This window comes from Cellulomonas hominis (genome assembly GCF_901521055.1).
Taxonomy (GTDB): Bacteria; Actinomycetota; Actinomycetes; order Actinomycetales; family Cellulomonadaceae; genus Cellulomonas; species Cellulomonas endometrii.
In genome coordinates, this window is record NZ_CABEGA010000047.1 from 1 (window position 1) to 20,360 (window position 20,360).

The window sequence follows — 20,360 nt, forward strand, 5'->3', positions numbered from 1 at the left end:
CCAAGAAGAGGCCGGAAGCCGATTGCGCGTGCCGCCGCGGGGGCGGGGAGTTGTTTAAAAAACCCAGCCCCTCCCCGCCCCCCCCCCCCCCGGCCCGCCGCCGGGCCCCCCGCCCCCCCCGCCGCTGCCGCCGCCGCGACGGAGCCGCGCCACCCACCGCACCAGCGGCCCCGACCCGTCCGGCCGGACCGGCACGCCCCGCCTGCGCCCGGGACCCCGGCCGGCGCGCTCGACGCGGGTCCCCCGGGACGTGCGCGTCGCCCGTCCCTCCCGGCCCGCCCGGCCGATCCGGGCGCTGCCGGGCTCCCACGGCCCCGGCGCCTGCAGGCGGAACCGCAGCGCCAGCAACCGCGTGCCGAGCACCACCACGACGGCGAGCACCTCGGTCGGCACCGACAGGGCGCCCTGCTGCCAGAGCAGGGCCGTGAGCAGCGCCCCGAGCACGGACGGGATCGCGTAGAGCTGGCGGTGGTGCAGGACGACCGGCACCTCCCCGGTGAGCAGGTCCCGCAGCACGCCGCCCCCGACGCCGGTGATCACACCCGCGCACACCGCCGCGGTGACGCCGGTCCCGTACTCGAGGGCCTTCACGGTGCCGACGACGGTGAACAGCGCCAGCGCCCCGGCGTCGAGGACGAGCACGGAGCGGCGCAGCCGGCCGAGGCCGGGGTGCGCCGCCCAGGTGACCAGCCCGGCCGCGCAGGCCGTGACGACGAACTCCCAGTTCGCGATCCCGACGGGCGGCACGGCGCCGATCAGGACGTCGCGCAGGATGCCCCCGCCGAGCCCCGCGACCCAGGCCAGCACCACGATCCCGAAGATGTCGAAGCCCTTGCGGACGGCCGCGAGCCCGCCGGACAGCGCGCCGACGAAGACACCGAGCAGCTCGAGCACCGGCTGCAGCGGGAGGTCGACGGACACAGGGGAGATCATGGCAGCCGGGGCAGTTGCACGGCGCACCGCCCAGCCTCCACGGCATCCGGGGCGGGCGGTGGCAGTCTCGTCGCGGGATGATGGGAGACGTGATGGCTGAGCTGGAGCTGATCGGGCTGCACGAGGACGGGGAACACCTCGTGCTCGCGGCAGCCGACGGGCAGCGGTACCGGCTGCACATCGACGAGCCGCTCCGTGCCGCCGTGCGCCGGGACCGGCCGCAGCTCGAGCAGATCCGGGCCGAGCAGTCCGGTGTGCCGAGCCCGCGGGAGATCCAGGCGCGCGTGCGCGCCGGGCAGTCGGCGCAGCAGATCGCCGACGAGACCGGTGTGACCGTCGAGCACGTCCGGCGCTTCGAGGGACCGGTCCTGGCCGAGCGCGAATTCGTCGCCGAGCAGGCCCGCGGGACCCGGGTGGGCCGCGACGTCGGCGCCCCGGTGCTGGGCGAGCTGGTCGTGGACCGGCTCGCCGCCCGCGGCGTCGACACCGACGCCCTCGAGTGGGACGCGTACCGCGAGGCGGGCGGCGGCTGGACCGTGGTCGCGCGGTTCCCGGTCGAGGACGACGTCCGGGAGGCGCGCTGGACCTACGACGCGTCCGCCCGCGCGGTGCACGCCGAGGAGGACGAGGCGCGCTGGCTGTCCGAGACCGAGATCGCCGACGGCCCGGTCCCCCGCCGGCACCTGTCCGCGGTGCGGGACGTGGTCTTCGACGTGGACGCCGACGTACGTCCGGTGCTCGCGGCCGTCGACTCGCCGGGGAGCCACGGGGAGCACGCCGAGCCCGACGAGGACCCGGCCGACGAGCTGCGGGCGACCCACGAGCTGCTCGACGACCTGCGGGCCCGGCGCGGCGTGCGGCAGTCCCTCGACCTCGAGGACGACGCCGACGACGACGCGTTCCCCGGCTTCGGGCCGCAGCACGCCTTCGACTTCGGCCAGCTCGACGAGCCGTCGGCGCCCGGCGCCCACCCCGTGGACGCCGATGCCGCCGCCGAGGCGCGGATCTACCCGGCGCCGGTCCGCCCGGCGGCGGACGAGCCGGAGACGCCGGTCGCTCTCGAGCCGGGGCAGGAGCCGCCGGCCGCGGAGAACGACGAGCCGGCCGCCGCCGCACGCCCGGACGAGGCCGCGACCCGGTCCCGCGGCGGGCGCCGCAGCCGCCCGAAGGTGCCGAGCTGGGACGAGATCGTGTTCGGGGCGAAGCCGGAGTAGCCCGGACCCTCGGGCGGGCTCAGCCCTCGCCGAGCAGGTCGAGGTCCAGGGTCTGCGGCGAGATCGCCGCCGCGCCGGAGGTCCGGGCCGTCATCCGCAGCCGGTGGTGGCGGCGGCACAGCACCTCGTACCCCACGGAGTCGTCGTCGGCGTCGTCGTCCAGCACGTCGACGTCCCCGACGACGACCTGGGCGCCCTCCACCACCATGACCCCGTGCAGGGTCCGGGCGTTGTGGGTCGCGCGGGCGCCGCACCAGCACAGGGCCTGCACCTGCAGCGTCTCGACGCGGTCGGCCAGGGCCAGCAGGCGCGCGGAGCCGGCGAACAGCTGCGCGCGGAAGTCGGTGGTGATGCCGAACGCGAAGACGTCGACGTCGAGGTCGTCGGCCACGCGACCCAGCTGCTCGACCTGCTCCTCGGAGTAGAACTGGGCCTCGTCGCAGATGAGGAAGTCCACGGAGCGCCCGGCGCTGCGCCGCGCGACGACCTCCGCCCAGAAGTCGGTCGTGTCCGTGACCTCGTGGGCGGGCACGGACAGGCCGAGCCGGGAGGACAGCCGGTGCTCGCCGGCCCGGTCGTTGCGGGTGAACAGCACGCCCCCGCGCCCGCGGGCGCTGTGGTTGTGGTGCATCTGCAGCGCGAGCGTGGACTTGCCGCAGTCCATCGTGCCGCAGAAGAAGACCAGCTCAGCCACGCTCTCCTCGTTCCGTGTCGCGTCGTGCGTCGAAGGTGCCCGGTCCGCCGGGTGCGGTGCCCGCGGGGCTCAGGTGTGGACCGCGAGCAGCGGCACGCGCAGCTCCGCGGGGGTCAGCGAGCCGTGCACGCCCACCAGGGTCAGCGACGCCGGCGTCTGCGTCCGGGAGTCGACCACCGTCGCCCGCCCGGTCGTCGCCACGACCAGGTCGCCGATCAGCGGCCGCACGTGCGCCGCCACCGTGCCGAACAGCCCGGCCCCGACGGCCTCGTCCCCGGTCAGCACGACGGCCCCGTCGCCGAGGACGTCGGACCAGCGGGCCGCCGCCGCGTCGACGTCGGCGCCGGGCGTCAGGTGCACGTGCAGCGCGCGGGGCTCCCCCGCGACGAGCGCCACGTCCGCGGCCAGGGCCGGGGTCGTGCCGACGTCCCACCGCCGTGCGCGGTCCACGTCCACCATGCCGTGGTCGGCGGTCACGACCACCGACGCGCCGCGCGGGAGCGAGCGCACCAGCCGGCGCAGCTCGAAGTCCAGCGCGCTGAGCTGGTCGCCCCACTGCCAGGACCCGACGCCCTCGTGGTGCCCCGTCTTGTCGACGTCGCCCCAGTACAGGTAGACCAGGCCCGGTTCGCGGAGCAGCCGGAGCGCCGCGTCGACGCGGTCGGCCAGCGACTCCGCCGCCCGGTACCCGCCGCCCCGCAGCGCGGCCTCGGTGAGGCCCGAGCCCATGAACTTGGCCGGACCCACCGTCGTCACGGTGACGCCGTGCGCGTCGAGCTCCTCGAAGACGGTCCGCTCGCGCTGCCAGTCGCGCGCGGGCCCCAGACCGTCCCACGACACCATGTTGGCCAGCCGGCCGTCCCGGGGGTTGCGGACCGTGTAGCCGACCAGGCCCGTGCGGCCGGGGCTGGTGCCCGTGCCGAACGAGCCCATCGACGCGGCGGTCGTGGACGGGTACCCGGCCGACAGGGGCTCCGACCCGTCGAGCAGCGAGCGCAGGAACGGCGCGTGCCCCGCGCGCTCCGCGAGGTTCTCGTAGCCCAGGCCGTCGACGAGGACGACGCAGACGCGGTGCGTCGCGGGCAGGCCGAGGTCCGGGCGGGCGGCACCGTCCCCCACCGGCACGCCGAGCGCGTCGGCCACGGCCGGCAGCAGCCCGGACAGCGACCGGCCCTCGTAGTCGGGCAGCACGAGACCGGCGTCCGCCAGCCGGCCCGGCACGGTCGAGGACGGGGCGGTGGGCGCCATCGTCAGCGTGCGCTCGCGGCGGACAGCCGGCGAGCGAACGCCACGGCGTCCCGCACGGCGGTGGCGCCCTCGGCGACGGCGCTGACCCGCACGACGACGTCGTCGGGGGTGAGCGTGCCCGTCAGGCCGTGGTCGGCGTCGCAGCTCGGGTCGCCGCAGGTCGCCGGCTCCAGGTCGACGCGGGAGACGGCGCCCCAGCCGATCGCGAGGGTCAGCTCGGTGGCGGGCTCCCCCGCGCGGTGCTGCTCCGGGGACCCGATCACGTGCGTGAGGGCGACGGACCGCAGCTCCGAGAGCGGCACGGCCTCGGTGGTGGCCGCGGCGCTGGCGGACGGGTGCTCGCTGTCGGCCGGGTGGTCGTCGACGTGCGCGACGACCAGGCGGGTCGGCGTCAGGGCGAGCACGGTGACGTGGCGCCGGACCTCGGCCGCGTCGAACGTGGTCTCCGGGTGCACGAGGTGGGCCTCGACGGGCTCGTCCGCCAGGGCGACGTCGAGGACGTCGGCCACCAGGTCGGGGTAGTACCCGGCGCGGTGCAGGTCACGGAGCAGGTCGGTGGAGGGCGCAGGCACCCGGCCATCCTCCCACCGACCGGGCCGGGCCGTCACACCCGGGCGTCACCCGGGCAGCGCGCCGCGTCACCCGGGCAGTGCCCGGCGCGGCCCGTCCGCGCGCGAGGCCGTCCCGACGCGGGCGGTGGCCCCGAGCACGTAGGCCCCGTGCTCGGCGACGACGACGGGGTTGAGCTCAAGGGCCAGCATCTCGGGGAGCTGGTCGGCCAGCACGGACACCCGCGCCAGCACGTCCTCGAGCGCGGCGACGTCGAGCGGCGGCACCCCGCGGTACCCGAACAGCCGCGGGGACGACCGGGGTGCCCGCACGACGTCCGCCACGTCGACGTCCGTGAGCGGCGGGACCGCGTACGCCACGTCGCCCAGCAGGTCGGTCGTGTCGCCCCCCAGGCCGAAGCCGATGACCGGCCCGAACAGCGGGTCCTCCGAGGAGCGGATGAGGCACGCCACCCCGTGAGGGGCCATCGCCTGGACCTCCAGCGGCGCGCGGCCGGGGTCGGGGGTGTGGTCGGCCGCGAGCGCCAGCACCTGGGCGACGTCCGCGCGCAGCTCGGCCGCGTCGTGCACGTCCAGGCGGACGCCGCCGAGGTCGGAGCGGTGCCGCAGGGCGGGCACCGTGGACTTGAGCGCGACCGGCCAGCCCAGCTGCTCGGCGGCGGCGACGGCCTCGTCCGCGTCGTGCACGCCCACCGACGGGAACACCTCCACGCCCGCGAGCGCGAGCAGCTCGGCCACCCGCCCGGGGGTGAGGTCGAGGGCGTCGGGCCGCCCGGCCTCGTCCAGCCAGGACTCGATGAGCCGGCGGGCGGTGCGGGCGTGGATCCCGGGCGGGTGCACGAGCTCCCCGCGGTCGGCCGCGCGCCAGGCGGCGTACCGGACGGCCTGGCCGAGCGCGAGCACCGCGTCCTCCGGCGTCGTGTACGCCGGGATGGTCCGCAGCCGGCCCTCGTCGTCGGCCGCCGTGAGCTGGGGCGTGGCGCCGTGCAGGCCGAGCAGGACGGCCACCGACGTGCGGCCGGACCCGGCGGCGTGCCGGGCGAGGGCCTGGGCGACCCTCTCGTCGCGGGGCCCGACCGTCGGCACGTGCATGGTGACGACCACGTCCACGTCGGGGTCGGCGTACACGTCGGCGAAGGTCCGCTCGACGCGGGCGAGGTCGGCGTCCTCCGGGAGGATCGCCGGCGCCTTGGACACGGTGAGCCCCGCGGAGACGGCGGCCTCCGACACGAGCGCGGCCGCGGCGGACGAGGACGCCACGACGGCGGCGCGCCCGCCGGGGGGCAGCGGCTGGAGCGCGAAGAGCTGGGCGACCTCGAGCATCTGGTGCGTGTTGTCCACCAGGAGGACGCCGGAGCGCCGCATCACCTCCTCCAGCGTCCGCCGGGAGGTCTGGGTGGGCCGCACCGCGTGGCCGGGCGGCACGACGTGCCCGGAGCGTCCCGCCGTGACCACGACGACCGGCTTGGCCGTCGCGAGCCGCCGCGCGACGCGGGAGAACTTGCGGGGGTTGCCGATCGACTCCAGGTACAGGGCGACCACGTCCGTGGTGTCGTCGTCCTGCCAGAACTGCATGAGGTCGTTGCCGGACACGTCCGCGCGGTTGCCGGCCGAGACCAGGTGCGCGAGCCCGAGGTGCCGGCGGCGCACCGAGCCGAGGATCGACACCGCGGTGGACGCCGACTGGCAGAACAGCCCGATCCTGCCCGGCGGCGGCGGGTCCTCGGTGAGCGAGGCGTTCAGCAGGCCGCCGGCGGCGTGCGCGACCATCCCGTACGAGCGGGGCCCGACCACCCGCAGGCCCGCGGCGTGGGCGGAGCGCAGCAGCGCGCGCTGCAGGGCCAGCCCCGTCGGCCCCTGCTCGGCGAAGCCGCCGGAGAGCACCACCACGCCCCGCACGCCGATCCGCCCGAGGCCCCGCACCGCGAGCACGGCCTCCGCGGCGGGCAGCGCCAGCACCGCGAGGTCGACGGGTCCGGGGACCTCCTCCAGGCGGTCCCACACGTGCACGCGGCCCGCGGCGTCCTCCGGGACGTCCGCCGGGGCGACCCGGCCGACGACGTGCACCTCGACGGGACGCTCGTCGCCGCCCGCGGGGGTCACCGCGCCCGTGCGGTCCGCCGGGTCGTCGCCCCGGCCCCCGCCGGCGAGCAGGTCCGCGAGCACGCGCGCCGCCCGGCGGCCGTCGAGCGTCCCGGGATCGGCGGTCGCGGAGCTGAGCACGACCACGGACCGCGCGGTCAGCAGGCCCTGCACGCTGCGCGCCTCCGCCGAGTGCTCGCGCGCCATCTTCACCGCGAGCGACCGGTCGGTCGGGTGGATGTCGAAGCTCACCGAGACCACGCCGTCGTCGAGGTGCTGCTGCAGGGAGTAGCCGGCCTCGCGGAACACGGCGATCATCCGGCCGTTCTCCGGCAGGACCTCGGCGGTGAACCGCCGCACCCCGCGCTCGCGCGCCGCGGCCGCCAGGTGCTCCAGCAGCACCGAGCCCAGCCCCCGGCCGTGGTGGGCGTCCGCGATGTTGAACGCGACCTCCGCCTCGTCCGGGGCGATCTTGTCGTACCGGGCCACCCCGATGATCGCGTCGTCGCCCGTGACCGCCACCAGCGCCACCCGGTCCCGGTGGTCGACGGTCGTGAACCGCGCGAGGTCGCGGTCGGGCAGGCGCTCCAGCGGCGCGAAGAACCGCAGGTACGTGGAGGCCTCCGACTGCCCGACGTGGAACGCCTGCAGGGCGTCGGCGTCCTCGGGGCGGATCGGCCGGACGTGGGTGGTGCTGCCGTCGCGCAGGACGACGTCGGCCTCCCAGCTCGCCGGGTAGGCGCCGTCGTCGTCCGCCAGCGCCCGGTCGACCGCCGGTCCCGCGCTCGCGCCGGCGTCGAGCGCCCCGTCGACCGCCTGACGTGCGGCGTCGCGCGCTCCCCCGGTCACCTGGCCCATGTCCACGAGCCTAACGTCGCACCGGCCGCGCGTCGTGGTCGTCCACAGCCCCGCAGTGCGGGGACAATGGGCGCCGCCACACTCCGTCGATCCCGGGAGCACCGTCCGCATGGCGCGCCGCAGCAGCACCCCCGACGTCCCGCCCGAGGACGTCGTCGAGCGCATCGTCGACATCGACGTCGCGACGGAGATGGAGGGCTCGTTCCTCGAGTACGCCTACTCCGTCATCTACTCGCGCGCCCTCCCGGACGCCCGTGACGGCCTGAAGCCGGTGCAGCGCCGCATCCTGTTCCAGATGCACGACATGGGCCTGCGCCCGGACCGCGCGCACGTGAAGTCGGCGCGCGTGGTCGGCGAGGTGATGGGCAAGCTGCACCCGCACGGCGACACCGCGATCTACGACGCGATGGTCCGCATGGCGCAGCCGTTCTCGCTGCGGCTGCCGCTGGTCGACGGGCACGGGAACTTCGGCTCGCTCGACGACGGTCCCGCCGCGCCGCGGTACACCGAGGCCCGGATGGCGCCGTCCGCGCTCGCGATGACCGCCGGCCTGGACGAGGACGTCGTCGACTTCGTCCCGAACTACGACAACAAGCTGACGCAGCCGGGCGTGCTGCCCGCCGCGATCCCGAACCTGCTGGTCAACGGCGCGTCGGGCATCGCGGTCGGCATGGCCACGAACATGGCACCGCACAACCTGGTCGAGGTGATCGCGGCCGCCCGGCACCTGGTGCTGCACCCGCAGGCGACGCTGGACGAGCTCATGCGCTTCGTCCCCGGGCCGGACCTGCCGAGCGGCGGCAAGATCATCGGGCTCGAGGGCGTGCGGGACGCGTACCGCACCGGCCGCGGCGCCTTCAAGACCCGGGCGACCGCCCGCATCGAGAACGTCACGCCGCGCCGCAAGGGCATCGTCATCACCGAGCTGCCCTACACGGTCGGCCCGGAGAAGGTCATCGAGAAGATCAAGGAGGGCGTGCAGTCCAAGAAGCTCTCGGGCATCTCGGACGCTCTCGACCTCACGGACCGCACGCACGGTCTGCGCCTGGTCATCGAGGTCAAGACGGGCTTCAACCCCGACGCCGTCCTGGAGCAGCTGTACCGGTACACGCCGCTCGAGGACTCGTTCTCGATGAACAACGTCGCGCTGGTCGACGGCCAGCCGCGCACCCTGGGCCTGCGGGACCTCCTGCAGGTGTGGGTCGACCACCGCATCGACGTGGTGCGCCGCCGCACCCGGTTCCGCCTGGCCAAGCGGACCGAGCGCCTGCACCTGGTCGAGGGCCTGCTCATCGCGATCGTCGACATCGACGAGGTCATCCAGGTCATCCGGTCCTCGGACGACGCCGACACCGCCCGCACCCGCCTGCGCGACGTGTTCGACCTGTCCGAGCCGCAGGCCGAGTACATCCTCGAGCTGCGCCTGCGCCGCCTCACCCGGTTCTCCCGGATCGAGCTGGAGAAGGAGCGGGACGACCTGGCCGAGCAGATCGCCGCGCTTCAGGCGATCCTCGCGGACGAGGCGCTGCTGCGCTCGACCGTCAGCGACGAGATGGCCGAGGTCGCGGCGACGTACGGCACCCCGCGCCGCACGATCCTGCTGGAGTCGGCGGGCGGCACCGTGACCGCCGCCGAGGGCGCGCCCGCCCCGCGCTCCGGCCGGAACGCCGCCCCGGCGCTGTCCCTCGAGATCGAGGACTCCCCCTGCTACGCCCTGCTCTCGGCGACCGGGCTCGTCGCGCGCACCGGCAGCACCGACGTCCCGCTGCGCCCCTCCCCGGGCGCGCACCGGTCGCGGCACGACGTCCTGTCCGGCGCGGTGCCGACGAGCGTCCGGGGCGAGGTCGGCGTGCTGACGTCGGCCGGCGTCGTGCGGCGCGTGTCCGTGCTGGACCTGCCCGCGCTGCCGCCGACCGACGGCGCCCCGAACCTGTCCGGCGGCCTGCCGCTGTCCGAGCTGCTCGCGCTGGACAAGGGCGAGCGCGTCGTCGGGCTGGTGTCGGTGTCCGCGGACGCGCCCACGCTCGCGCTCGGGACCGCCCAGGGCGTGGTGAAGCGCGTGACGCCGGGCGAGGCGCCCGCCAACCGCGACGCGTGGGACGTCATGTCGCTCAAGCCCGGCGACGAGGTCGTCGGCTGCGCCGCCGTGGGCGAGGACGACGAGCTGGTGCTCATCTCCTCGGACGCGGCGCTGCTGCACTACCCGGCGTCGGCCGTGCGGCCGCAGGGGCGCCCCGCCGGCGGCATGGCCGGGATCAAGCTGGCGCCCGGGCAGCGGGTCGTGCACTTCGGTGCGCTGCCGCCGCAGGGCGAGGGGGACGGCGAGGGAACCGACGGCACCGACGGCCTCGTCGTGGTGACCGTCGCCGGCTCGTCGACCGCGCTGCCCGGCACCCAGAACGGGACTGCGAAGGTCACGCCCTTCTCCCGGTACCCGGGCAAGGGCCGCGCGACGGGCGGCGTCCGGGCGCACCGGTTCCTCAAGGGCGAGGACGCGCTGATCCTCGCCTGGGCCGGGCCGGCGCCCGCACGCGCCACCGGCTCGGCCGGCCAGCCGGTCGACCTGCCGGAGCTCGACGACCGGCGGGACGGCTCCGGCCAGCCGCTGTCCGCTCCGCCGCTCGCGATCGGCTGAGGCGCCGCCGGCCGGTCAGCGGCCGGTGCCCGCCTCGGCGATCCTCGCGCGCACCAGGGCGGAGATCTCCACCAGCGACCGCACCTGCGCCTCGTCCAACGGGGCCAGCAGCAGCTCGCGGACCAGCCGGCGGCGGGTGGCCTGCGCGGTCCGGGCGGCCTGCAGCCCCTCGTCGGTCAGCCCGACCACGGTGCCCCGGGCGTCCTGCCGGTCGCGGCTGCGCGTCACCAGGCCGCGCCGCTCCATGCGCCGCAGCTGGTGCGACACCCGGCTGTCCTGCCACTCGGCGGCGGCCGCCAGGTCCTTCGCGCGCAGCCCCGGGTGCCCGGCCGCGAGCAGCGGCTCCAGCAGCTCCAGGTCCGCGACGGACACGTCGGCCTCCGCGCCGAGCCCGCGCTCCAGGGCCGTGAACAGCTCCCGGGACAGGCCGAGGTACATGCGCCAGGTGGCGTCCTCGTCGACCGGCGCCGGTCGTTCGTCCAGAGCTGCCATGGGGCACAGCGTAGGGCCACGTCAGCGCGCGGATCGAGGGTTCTTCCTCAGAGCTCGACCGAGTACGTGATCGACCGGTGCGTGAGCTCGTAGCCGAGGCCCGCGTACAGCCCGTGGGCGCCGGACGGGTTGTCCGTGTCGACGTCCAGCTCGGCGTACTCGACGCCCGCGTCCCGGAACGAGCGCATCGCCGCGACCAGCAGCGCGACCGACAGGCCCCGCCCGCGCCACCCCCGGCGCACGCCGAGGAACTCCGTGAAGCCCGACGAGTACCCGACGACCGGCCAGTCCTGCTCGTACCGGCTGGAGATCGTGTACCCCGCGACCTCACCCGTCGCCTCGTCGACCGCGACGTGGCTCCACTCCGGCACGAACGCGGCGCGCCCGTGCTGCCAGGCCTCCGGCGTGCGGGGCTCGCTGCCCCAGTGGTCCGCGAACGTCTCGTTGTGCGCGACCCGCACCGGCTCGTCGAGCGCCTCCGACCACGGGACGATCCGCACGCCCTCGGCCTCGCGCGTCTGCGGCAGGGGCACGGACAGGTCGCGGCGCATGTACGCCCAGTACCGGATCGGCCGGAACCCGGCGGTCTCGTACAGGGCACGGGCGTCGGCCCGGTGCTCCTCGAGGTGCGTGGCGATGCGGCCGGGCAGGTCCCGCCCGGACGCCGCGAGCTTCTGCCGGCCCCGCGCGGTCCCCCACGCCACCAGCGCCCGGCCGATCCCGCGCCCCCGGTGGCCGGGGTGCACGCCGCCCGCCAGGTACGCCCGGACCCGGCTCACGTCGCCCGGCGGCTGCTCGACCGTCATCCACGCCCGCGGCACGCCCTCTGCGTCGAGACCCACCCGCGTGTCGGCCGGCAGGTCCTTCCAGGAGCCCTCCAGCCACTCGCCGACCTCGGCCACGCCGGTGCGCGACGGCTCGGCGTCCGCGGCCTCGACCTCGGTGACGAGCGCGGCCAGCCCCGGGACGTCGTCGCGGGTGAGCGGTCGCCAGGTCAGACCGGTCGCCGCCGGGTCCGGCTCGGGCAGCACGTCCGGCGCCGCCGCCCGCTCCGCGATGGGGCCGGGCGGGGCCTCCGGGGGTGCGTCGGCGTCGGGCAGCTCGGTCGCGAGGGTCTCGCTCTTCTCGTGCACCCCTCCACGGTGCCGCACCCCGTCCCGGGTGTCGCGCCGGGGAGCGGCCGCCCGCCGACGGCGGCGGCGCCGCTCAGACCTCGATCGACGTCATCAGCGACCCGTGCGTCACCTCGTACCCCAGCGCGGCGTACAGGCCGTGGGCGCCCGACGGGTTCTCCGTGTCGACGCCCAGCTCCGCGAACTGCATGCCGTCCGCGCGGTACGAGCGCATCGTGGCCGCGAGCAGCGCCACCGCCACACCTCGCCCGCGCCACGCCCGCCGCACCCCGAGGAGCTCGGTGTAGCCGGACCGGTAGCCCGCGACCTCCCAGTCCTGCTCGAAACGGCCGGACAGGGCGTACCCCGCGACCTCACCCGTGGCCTCGTCGACCGCCACGTGGCTCCACGTCGGCGCGAACATCGACCGGCCGACCTGCCACGCCTCCGGGGTGCGCGGCTCGCTGCCCCAGTGGTCGGCGAACGCCTCGTTGTGGGCCAGCCGCACGGCGTCGTCCAGGTCCGCGGACCACGGCACCACCCGCACGCCGGCGGGCTGCCGCTCCTCGGGCAGCGGGACGGACAGGTCGCGCCGCATCTCCGTGTAGTACCGGATCGGGGCGTAGCCCGCGGCCGCGTACAGCTCGACCGCCGCGCGGTGGTCCTGCTCGAGGTAGGCGGCGATCCGGCCCGGCACGTCCTTGCCGGACGCGGCGAGCCTCTGCCGGGCGCGCGCGGTCTGCCAGTCGACGAGCGCCCGCCCGATCCCCCGGCCCCGCCACTGCGGGTCCACGCCGCCGTTGACGTGGGCGCGCACGGTGCGGACGTCCCCGGGCGGGGCGTCGACCACCGCCCACGCGCGCGGCACCCCGTCGGCGTCGAACCCGACCCGGGAGTCCGCGGGCAGGTCCTTCCACGCGCCGTCGAACCACTCGTCCACCTCGGGCTCGCTGGTGCGGAACGGGGTGGCGTCGACCACCTCGACGCGCGCGACGAGCGCCGCGAGGGCCGGGACGTCCGACCGCTCGGCGGCCCGCCAGGTGAGCCCCGTCGCGGGGCCCGGCTCGGGCAGGTGGGCGGGGGCTGCGGCGCGCTCGGCGATCGGCACGAGGGTCTGCTCAGTCACGCGCCCCACGGTGCCCGACCGGTGCCGCGGTTGTCACGCGAAAACCCGCCGGCAGCCCGTTCCGTCCCGTCGCGGCCCGTCCCGGACGGCGGGTCAGGCGTCGATCTGCGAGGCGTCCAGGGTGGAGGCGTTGTCGACGATGAAGTCCTTGCGCGGCGCCACGTCCGAGCCCATCAGCAGCTCGAACGTCTCCTCCGCGCGCCGGACGAGCGCGTCGGCGCTCTCCGCCGCCGGCAGTGTCACCCGGCGCAGGGTGCGGTGCCGCGGGTCCATCGTCGTCTCCGACAGCTGGTCCGCGTCCATCTCGCCGAGGCCCTTGTAGCGCTGGATGTCCTCCTTGTAGCGCTTGCCGGCCTTGTCCAGCTTCTTCAGCGTCGCGGCGAGCTCGGCCTCCGAGTACGTGTACACGTACTCGTTCTTCCGGCTCCCCGCGCCGATGACCTCGATGCGGTGCAGCGGCGGCACCGCGGCGAACACCCGGCCGGCCTCGACCAGCGGGCGCATGTACCGGAAGAACAGGGTGAGCAGCAGCGTCCGGATGTGCGCGCCGTCGACGTCGGCGTCGGTCATCAGGACGACCTTGCCGTACCGGGCGGCGTCGAGGTCGAACGTCCGGCCGGAGCCGGCACCGATGACCTGGATGATCGCCGCGCACTCCGCGTTGCGGAGCATGTCGGAGATCGAGGCCTTCTGGACGTTGAGGATCTTGCCGCGGATCGGCAGCAGCGCCTGGAAGTCCGAGGACCGCGCGAGCTTCGCGGTGCCCAGCGCGCTGTCGCCCTCGACGATGAACAGCTCGCTGCGGCTGACGTCGTCGCTGCGGCAGTCGGCGAGCTTCGCGGGCAGCGACGAGGTCTCCAGCGCGCTCTTGCGGCGCGAGATCTCCTTCTGCTTGCGCGCCGACACGCGGGCGCGCATCTCCCCCACGACCTTGTCGAGCAGCGCGGCGGAGTGCGCCTTGTGCTCCCGCTTGGTGGACCCGAAGATCGCCGCCAGCTCGGTGTCCACGACCTTCGCGACGATGCCGCGCACCGGCGCGGTGCCCAGCACCTCCTTGGTCTGGCCCTCGAACTGCGGCTCCGCCAGGCGCACCGTCACCACGGCGGTGAGGCCCGCGAGCACGTCGTCCTTCTCGATCCGGTCCCCGCCGTCCTTCGCGGAGATCTTCAGCCGGCGGGCGTTCGCCTCGACCTGCTTGCGCAGCGTGCGCAGCAGCGCCGTCTCGAACCCCGCGAGGTGGGAGCCGCCCTTCGGCGTCGCGATGATGTTGACGAAGGTGCGGACCTCGGTCTCGTAGCCGGTGCCCCAGCGGAGCGCCACGTCGACCTCGCAGTCGCGCTGCACCTCCTGCGGGGACATGTGCCCGCGCGCGTCGAGCACCGGGACCGTCTCGGAGAACGACCCCGAGCCCGTCAGGTGCCAGGTGTCCGTCACCGGGGCGTCGGGGGCCAGGAAGTCCGCGAAGTCGACCGTCCCGCCGTCGTGGCGGAACACCTCCTCGTGCGGGCCGTCCGCGCCCGGGGTCCCCGCCAGGCCGCGCTCGTCGCGCACCGTGATGGTCAGGCCCGGCACCAGGAAGCTGGTCTGCCGGGCGCGCGTCACGAGCTCGTCGTAGGAGAAGACCGCGGTCGACGGGAAGATGTTCCGGTCCGCCCAGTACCGGATGCGGGTGCCCGTGCGCCCCTTGGCGACCTTGCCGACGACGTCCAGCCGCGACTCCGCGACGAACGGCTCGAACGGCGAGTCCGGCCCGCGGCCCGCGCTGTCGTCGAACACCCCGGGCTCGCCGCGGTGGAACGTCATCCGGTGCGTCTTGCCGCCGCGGTCCACCTCGACGTCCAGCCGCGAGGACAGGGCGTTCACGACCGACGCGCCCACGCCGTGCAGGCCACCGGACGCGCCGTACGAGCCGCCGCCGAACTTGCCGCCCGCGTGCAGCTTGGTCAGCACGACCTCGACGCCCGTCAGCCCCGTCTTCGGCTCGACGTCCACCGGGATGCCGCGGCCGGTGTCGCGGACCTCCACCGAGGAGTCGGCGTGCAGGACGATGTCGATCCGCTCGCCGTGCCCCGCCAGCGCCTCGTCGACGGAGTTGTCGATGATCTCCCAGAGGCAGTGCATGAGGCCCCGGGAGTCGGTGGAGCCGATGTACATGCCCGGGCGCTTGCGGACGGCCTCCAGCCCCTCGAGGACGGAGAGGTGGCGGGCGGTGTAGCTGGACTCGGCGGATGCGGTCGACACGAAGCCCGAGGGTAGTCGCTCCCGCCGACAGACCCGCGGCACCATGCCGCACGCCGCGACGACGACCCCGCGCCCCCGGGACCGTGTGCGCAGCGTGTTGCCGCGGTGTGACGCGCGGGTGACTTCTGCTTCGCGCTGAGCGAACCACCCGCCCCCGACGGGAAGGATCCGCGCAGAAGATGGTTGTATGACAACGTGACCGAGACGATCGAGACCACGAACCCGCTGACCGCAGCCGACCGCTGCGACCGCTGCGGCGCTCAGGCCTACGTCCGCGTGCAGCTGCCCGTGGGCGAGCTCCTGTTCTGCGCGCACCACGCGCGCGAGCACGCGCCGAAGTACTCGCAGCTTGCCACGCACGTGCAGGACGAGACGGACAAGCTCCTCGCCGAGCACGGCGCCGGGGCGACCGCCGCTCGCTGAGAGCTGCGCAGGGGCAGCGCGCCGGGACCGCGTGACGCTGCCGCAGGACATCGGGACGGGCCCGTCCGGCTGAGGCCGGGCGGGCCCGTTCGCGTACCCGGACCCGGGCAGCGCGCCCCCGGACCCGCTGTCCCCCTGACGTGCCGCCGCCTGATGCGCGAAGGCCCGCCTCCTCTGTGCGAGGGGGCGGGCCTTCGTGCGTGCGGGTGCTGCGGCTGTCAGTCGAGGTAGTCGCGCAGGACCTGCGAGCGGCTCGGGTGCCGGAGCTTCGACATGGTCTTCGACTCGATCTGCCGGATGCGCTCACGCGTCACCCCGTAGACCTTGCCGATCTCGTCGAGCGTCTTCGGCTGGCCGTCGGTGAGACCGAACCGCATGGACACCACGCCGGCCTCGCGCTCGGACAGGGTGTCGAGCACCTGGTGCAGCTGCTCCTGCAGCAGCGTGAAGCTGACGGCGTCCGCGGGGACGACGGCCTCGGAGTCCTCGATGAGGTCACCGAACTCGCTGTCGCCGTCCTCGCCGAGCGGGGTGTGCAGCGAGATGGGCTCGCGACCGTACTTCTGGACCTCGACGACCTTCTCGGGGGTCATGTCGAGCTCCTTGGCGAGCTCCTCCGGCGTGGGCTCCCGGCCGAGGTCCTGCAGCATCTGCCGCTGGACGCGGGCGAGCTTGTTGATGACCTCGACCATGTGCACCGGGATGCGGATGGTGCGGGCCTGGTCCGCCATGGCGCGGGTGATGGCCTGCCGGATCCACCAGGTGGCGTAGGTCGAGAACTTGTAGCCCTTGGTGTAGTCGAACTTCTCGACCGCACGGATCAGACCGAGGTTGCCCTCCTGGATGAGGTCCAGGAACAGCATGCCGCGCCCGGTGTACCGCTTGGCCAGCGAGACGACCAGACGGAGGTTGGCCTCGAGCAGGTGGTTCTTCGCCCGGCGGCCGTCCTGCGCGATCCACTGGAGCTCACGGCGGGCCTTGGGCTCCAGGTCGTCGCCGATCGCGGCGAGGCGCTCCTCGGCGAAGAGGCCGGCCTCGATCCGCTTGGCGAGCTCGACCTCCTGCTCGGCGTTCAGCAGCGCGACCTTGCCGATCTGCTTCAGGTAGTCCTTGACCGGGTCGGCCGTGGCACCGGCGGTGACGACCTGCTGCGCCGGCGCGTCGTCCTCGTCACGGTCGGACACGACGAAGCCGGTGTCCTCGGTCTCCTCCTCCGCCTTCGCGGCAGGGGCGGCGGCGACGGCGGCAGGCGTGCCCTCGGACTCGGTGTCCTCGGTGGCGTCCTCGACGACCTCGTCGACGACCTCGAGCTCGGCGACGTCGATCTCGACGTCCTCGATCTCGACCTCGTCGTCACCGGTCTCGGCGTCACCCGTGGCCTTGGTGGCCTTGACGGGCTTGGCGGCGGTCGCCTTGCCGGCGGCCGCCTTCTTCGTGGCGGGCTTGGCGGCCGCGGCACGGGTGGTCTTCTTGGCGGCGGGCTTGGCGGCGACCTCGTCGCCGTCCTCGGCGCCGACGACGGCCTTGGCGGACGGACGCGCCTTCGCGGTGGTCGCGGCGGCGACGCGGCGGGGCGCCGCGGTCGGCTCCGACACGGTGATGCCGGCGTTGGCCAGACCGCGCACGACGGCCTTCAGCCGCTTGGCGTCCTCCACCTGGGCGGCCTCGCACGCGGAGCGCAGGGCCGCGGCGTCGACGCTCCCGATGGTGCGCCCGACGCGGACGAGGTCCTGCAGGGCAGGGTGCTCGAACTCACGCGGAAGGGTGGGGGTGGAACTTTGGGGCGTCACGAATGACCTTTCGGCAGCAAGGGACCCGGTTCGGCGCATCGGGTACCTCGATATTGTACCGGCCGCGCCCCCGGCGGGGCGTCCGAGCAGGACGGCGAGGCCCTGGAGATGACAGCCGGCGAACCTGTCAGATCTGCTCAACGCGCGAACGGGCCCTCGGATTCCCACGGATGTCACCCGGGCGTGTCCCGCGCCCCCTGGTGCTGCCCGTCCGGACGCGCCCTCAGCTCGGGTCGGGCTTGACCGCCAGCACGGGGCACGGGGAGTCGAGCAGGATGCGCTGGGCGTTGGCGCCGAGGATCAGCTTGCCGACCGGGCTGCGGCGGCGCAGGCCGATGACGATCAGCGTGGCGCCGGCCTCCTCGGCAGTGCCGATGAGGTCCTCGGCGACGTCGCGGCCGCCCGCGATGACCCGCACGTCGTGCGGCACGCCGCGCGACTCCAGGGAGGTGCGCACCTCGTCGAGGGCGCTCGCCAGCTCGGCCTTCTGCTCCTCGGTCTCGTCGCCGCGCTCGCTCACGACCACGACCAGCGGCTCCGACCGGCGGACGGCCTCACCCGTCGCGGCGGTCAGGGCGGCACGCCCCTCGACGGTCGCCAGGTACCCGACCACGATGCTCATGAAGTGCTCCTCGCGAGTGCTCTGCGTCCGCAGCCCGGCACCGGGGCGCCCTTGCGCGGGTGCGGCCGTGGACCGTGCTGGAGACGGTACCGGAACGTCTCCGTGCGCACGACCGCCCCCGACGCGCTCAGCAGCGACGACGCATCCACCCGGGCGGCAGGCCCGCCCCGAGGGCCCGGTCGAGCACCTCGGCGAGCCGGTGACCCGGGTCGTGGCTCAGGGCGCGCTCGACCAGGACGGACGCGCGCACCCCGTCGCCCTCCCACCAGGCGAGCAGCGCCAGCAGCGTCAGCGCCGGCGCCTGCCGCTCGCTGCGCCCGTGCGCCACGACCCGCTCCAGCAGGGCCTGCGCCGCCTCGGCGACGTCCTGGTCGGGCTCCCGCGCGCACGCCGGCTCCACCAGCACGTCGAGCGCCGCCCGCACGGCGTCCGACACGGCCCGCGCGCCGACCGTCGGCGTCCGGGGGCCGCCGTCCGCCGCGGCCCTGGCGCAGCGCTCGCCGTCGGGGCCGGCGGGGTCGCCGGGGCTGCGGGGGCGGCCGGCGGCCCAGCCGGCCTCCGCGTCCGGACCCGCGAGCGCGTCGTCGCCGGCCTCCTCGAGCGGGGAGCCCGGCACCTCCGCCTCGTCCGGATACCCGTCGTCCCCGGCCGGGTCCCCGTCCCACGCCCCGCGGCGTCCGGCGATGCCGTCGTCCGCGTACCGGACGAGCGCGTCGGGCACGTCGGTCCCCGGCTGCACGAGCGTGAGCACCACCGCGTCGCGGACCGCCGGGTCGTCCAGCGCCGCCTCGATCCGCCCGAGGGCCGCGGCGGCCACCGCGCCGACGTCCGCGCCGACGTCCGGGCCGACGTCCGTGGTGGCCGGGTCGCCCTCGGACCGCCTGTCCTGGACGGCGGCGAGCGCGGCCCGCCACGTGCCGAGCGACCGCTGACGCCACGCCAGGACGTCCACGGGCCGGGTGCTGCGCAGCAGCAGGTCCGTCCAGCGGGACCGCGCGGCAGACGCGGAGCGCCTCGGCCCCGCCGCCGCCGGAGCGATCGCGCCGACGTCGTCCCGCGAGGGCAGCACCGGGTCCCGTCGGCCCACGAGCCGGCCCACGAGGTGCCCGGCGAGCTCCCCGGCAGCCAGGTCCTCCAGCGGCCGGCCGCCGGGCGGGCAGCAGCCGCGGTCCCGGCAGTCGAGGCCGAGGTAGTGCCCCTGCGTGACCAGCCACACGGCGACATCACCCACCCGTGCGCAGGCGGCCCGGGTGACCTGGGCGGCCCGGACCGCCCTGGCCGTGCCGTCGCAGCGCATCCCGCGCCCGGGCTCGCGCGGGTCTCCCGCGTCGTCGTAGACCACCACCACGACCTCGGTCGCGCCGTCCGAGGCGAGGTGCCCCGCCACGCCGGCCGCGATCCCGGCACCCGCGGGGCACAGCAGGTCCGCCACGTCGACGCGCGCGACGAGGCCGACCTCGCGCCGGGGGCCGCGCAGGCTCACCGCCACCACCGAGTCCCGCGGCTCGAAGCCGAGCTGGTACGGGACGAGGCCCAGCAGCTCGCGGGTGTGGTCGAGCCGGAGCGCACGGCGCGTGGCGGGGGGGCGCGGGTGGTGGGCGTGGTCGGGGGTGTCGTCGGCGGTGCGGTCGGGGGTCAGGTCCGTCGTGGTCATGGCCCCACCTCATCGTGTCCCTGACCTGCGGGAGAGCACGCCGGCCGCCCGCTGGGGACGACGCGCGCCCCGGAGCGCTGTGGAGGACTCGGTGACCGCGCGGGGAGCGCCGCTAGGGTGAGGCGCGTGCCCGCCCGTCCCGTCACCGTCGCGCTGCTCCTGACGACGGCGCTCGCCACGGCACTGACCGTGGCGGGCTGCACGGAGGACTCCCCGGGCACCGCCGACCCGGCGCCGACCGCCTCAGCGTCGGCCGTGCCGGGCGTCACGCCGTCGGCCACCGAGACGCTGCTGCCGAGCCCCACCGCGACCGGCTCGGCCGTGGGCGGGCTCGCCCCCGGGTTCCCCGCGGACCTCGTCGCGCCGCCCGAGGGCAGCGAGATCCTCGTGTCCAGCGCGGAGCCGGACCGGGCCACCGGGCTGACGACGATCAGCCTGAACCTGCGCAGCCCCCTCGCGACGGCCGACCTGCTCGGGCCGCTCAGGGACCAGCTGGTCGCCGCGGGGTTCGTCGAGACGGTCGTGGACCCGGGCACCTCCGGGCTGGCGGCGACCTCCACGTTCGTCCGTGGCGACGGCGGGCAGGAGCTGCTGACGCTCGGGGTGCTCGACCGGGACGGCGTGCGGACGCTGACGCTGGGCGGGACCGTCCGGCTGTGAGGCCCTA

16 protein-coding genes are annotated in these 20,360 nt (G+C 75.6%); 4 read left to right on the top strand and 12 right to left on the bottom strand.

Annotated elements, in window-relative coordinates:
- Window positions 1-54: 54 nt before the first annotated feature.
- Window positions 55-921, bottom strand: coding sequence for a trimeric intracellular cation channel family protein (locus tag KJP73_RS12850; RefSeq protein ID WP_349628310.1), 867 nt, complete (start codon window positions 919-921; stop codon window positions 55-57).
- 104 nt (window positions 922-1,025) lie between these two features.
- Between KJP73_RS12850 and sepH the strand changes: the two genes are divergently transcribed.
- A complete protein-coding gene (gene sepH, locus KJP73_RS12855; protein WP_213283264.1) occupies window positions 1,026-2,147 on the top strand; it encodes a septation protein SepH in 1,122 nt (373 codons plus the stop codon).
- A 19-nt stretch (window positions 2,148-2,166) separates the two neighbouring features.
- Here sepH and KJP73_RS12860 read toward each other — a convergent pair whose 3' ends face one another.
- The 4 genes from KJP73_RS12860 to KJP73_RS12875 all read right to left on the bottom strand — a co-directional run bounded on the left by KJP73_RS12860 (window position 2,167) and on the right by KJP73_RS12875 (window position 7,598).
- The gene (locus tag KJP73_RS12860) at window positions 2,167-2,841 is read right to left on the bottom strand and encodes a thymidine kinase (protein WP_213283265.1); all 675 of its coding nucleotides are present in this window, start codon (window positions 2,839-2,841) and stop codon (window positions 2,167-2,169) included.
- A 69-nt stretch (window positions 2,842-2,910) separates the two neighbouring features.
- Window positions 2,911-4,089 (bottom strand): alkaline phosphatase family protein, encoded by a 1,179-nt coding sequence (locus KJP73_RS12865; RefSeq protein ID WP_213283266.1) that lies wholly within the window; start codon window positions 4,087-4,089, stop codon window positions 2,911-2,913.
- A 2-nt stretch (window positions 4,090-4,091) separates the two neighbouring features.
- Window positions 4,092-4,661, bottom strand: coding sequence for a DUF5998 family protein (locus KJP73_RS12870; RefSeq protein ID WP_213283267.1), 570 nt, complete (start codon window positions 4,659-4,661; stop codon window positions 4,092-4,094).
- Between the two features lie 66 nt (window positions 4,662-4,727).
- Window positions 4,728-7,598, bottom strand: a complete 2,871-nt coding sequence (locus KJP73_RS12875) for a GNAT family N-acetyltransferase (protein ID WP_213283268.1) — start codon at window positions 7,596-7,598, stop codon at window positions 4,728-4,730.
- A 109-nt stretch (window positions 7,599-7,707) separates the two neighbouring features.
- Between KJP73_RS12875 and KJP73_RS12880 the strand changes: the two genes are divergently transcribed.
- Complete coding sequence (locus KJP73_RS12880) at window positions 7,708-10,233, top strand: DNA gyrase/topoisomerase IV subunit A (RefSeq protein ID WP_213283269.1); 2,526 nt, start codon at window positions 7,708-7,710, stop codon at window positions 10,231-10,233.
- Window positions 10,234-10,248: 15 nt separating this feature from the next.
- On the opposite strand, the gene KJP73_RS12885 is transcribed toward KJP73_RS12880, so the two are convergent.
- From KJP73_RS12885 to KJP73_RS12900, 4 genes are all read right to left on the bottom strand, one after another.
- Window positions 10,249-10,725: a MarR family winged helix-turn-helix transcriptional regulator gene (locus tag KJP73_RS12885; RefSeq protein ID WP_213283270.1), complete on the bottom strand. Its 477-nt coding sequence runs from the start codon at window positions 10,723-10,725 to the stop codon at window positions 10,249-10,251.
- Between the two features lie 47 nt (window positions 10,726-10,772).
- Entirely contained in the window at window positions 10,773-11,858 is a 1,086-nt protein-coding gene (locus KJP73_RS12890) for a GNAT family N-acetyltransferase (RefSeq protein WP_249669361.1), read from the bottom strand.
- A gap of 73 nt (window positions 11,859-11,931) precedes the next feature.
- Window positions 11,932-12,963 (bottom strand): GNAT family N-acetyltransferase, encoded by a 1,032-nt coding sequence (locus KJP73_RS12895; RefSeq protein ID WP_213283271.1) that lies wholly within the window; start codon window positions 12,961-12,963, stop codon window positions 11,932-11,934.
- Window positions 12,964-13,056: 93 nt separating this feature from the next.
- Complete coding sequence (locus tag KJP73_RS12900; RefSeq protein ID WP_249669362.1) at window positions 13,057-15,204, bottom strand: DNA gyrase/topoisomerase IV subunit B; 2,148 nt, start codon at window positions 15,202-15,204, stop codon at window positions 13,057-13,059.
- A gap of 195 nt (window positions 15,205-15,399) precedes the next feature.
- On the opposite strand from KJP73_RS12900, the gene KJP73_RS12905 reads away from it, so the two are divergent.
- Window positions 15,400-15,627: a DUF7455 domain-containing protein gene (locus KJP73_RS12905; RefSeq protein ID WP_249669363.1), complete on the top strand. Its 228-nt coding sequence runs from the start codon at window positions 15,400-15,402 to the stop codon at window positions 15,625-15,627.
- A gap of 218 nt (window positions 15,628-15,845) precedes the next feature.
- Here the strand turns inward: KJP73_RS12905 and KJP73_RS12910 are convergent, their stop codons facing one another.
- The 3 genes from KJP73_RS12910 to KJP73_RS12920 all read right to left on the bottom strand — a co-directional run bounded on the left by KJP73_RS12910 (window position 15,846) and on the right by KJP73_RS12920 (window position 19,693).
- Window positions 15,846-17,456, bottom strand: coding sequence for an RNA polymerase sigma factor (locus KJP73_RS12910; protein WP_213283274.1), 1,611 nt, complete (start codon window positions 17,454-17,456; stop codon window positions 15,846-15,848).
- A gap of 184 nt (window positions 17,457-17,640) precedes the next feature.
- Window positions 17,641-18,039, bottom strand: a complete 399-nt coding sequence (locus KJP73_RS12915) for a universal stress protein (protein WP_213283275.1) — start codon at window positions 18,037-18,039, stop codon at window positions 17,641-17,643.
- 127 nt (window positions 18,040-18,166) lie between these two features.
- Entirely contained in the window at window positions 18,167-19,693 is a 1,527-nt protein-coding gene (locus KJP73_RS12920) for a DUF4192 family protein (protein ID WP_213283276.1), read from the bottom strand.
- Window positions 19,694-19,819: 126 nt separating this feature from the next.
- On the opposite strand from KJP73_RS12920, the gene KJP73_RS12925 reads away from it, so the two are divergent.
- Window positions 19,820-20,353: a hypothetical protein gene (locus tag KJP73_RS12925; RefSeq protein WP_213283277.1), complete on the top strand. Its 534-nt coding sequence runs from the start codon at window positions 19,820-19,822 to the stop codon at window positions 20,351-20,353.
- The last annotated feature ends 7 nt before the right edge of the window (window positions 20,354-20,360 follow it).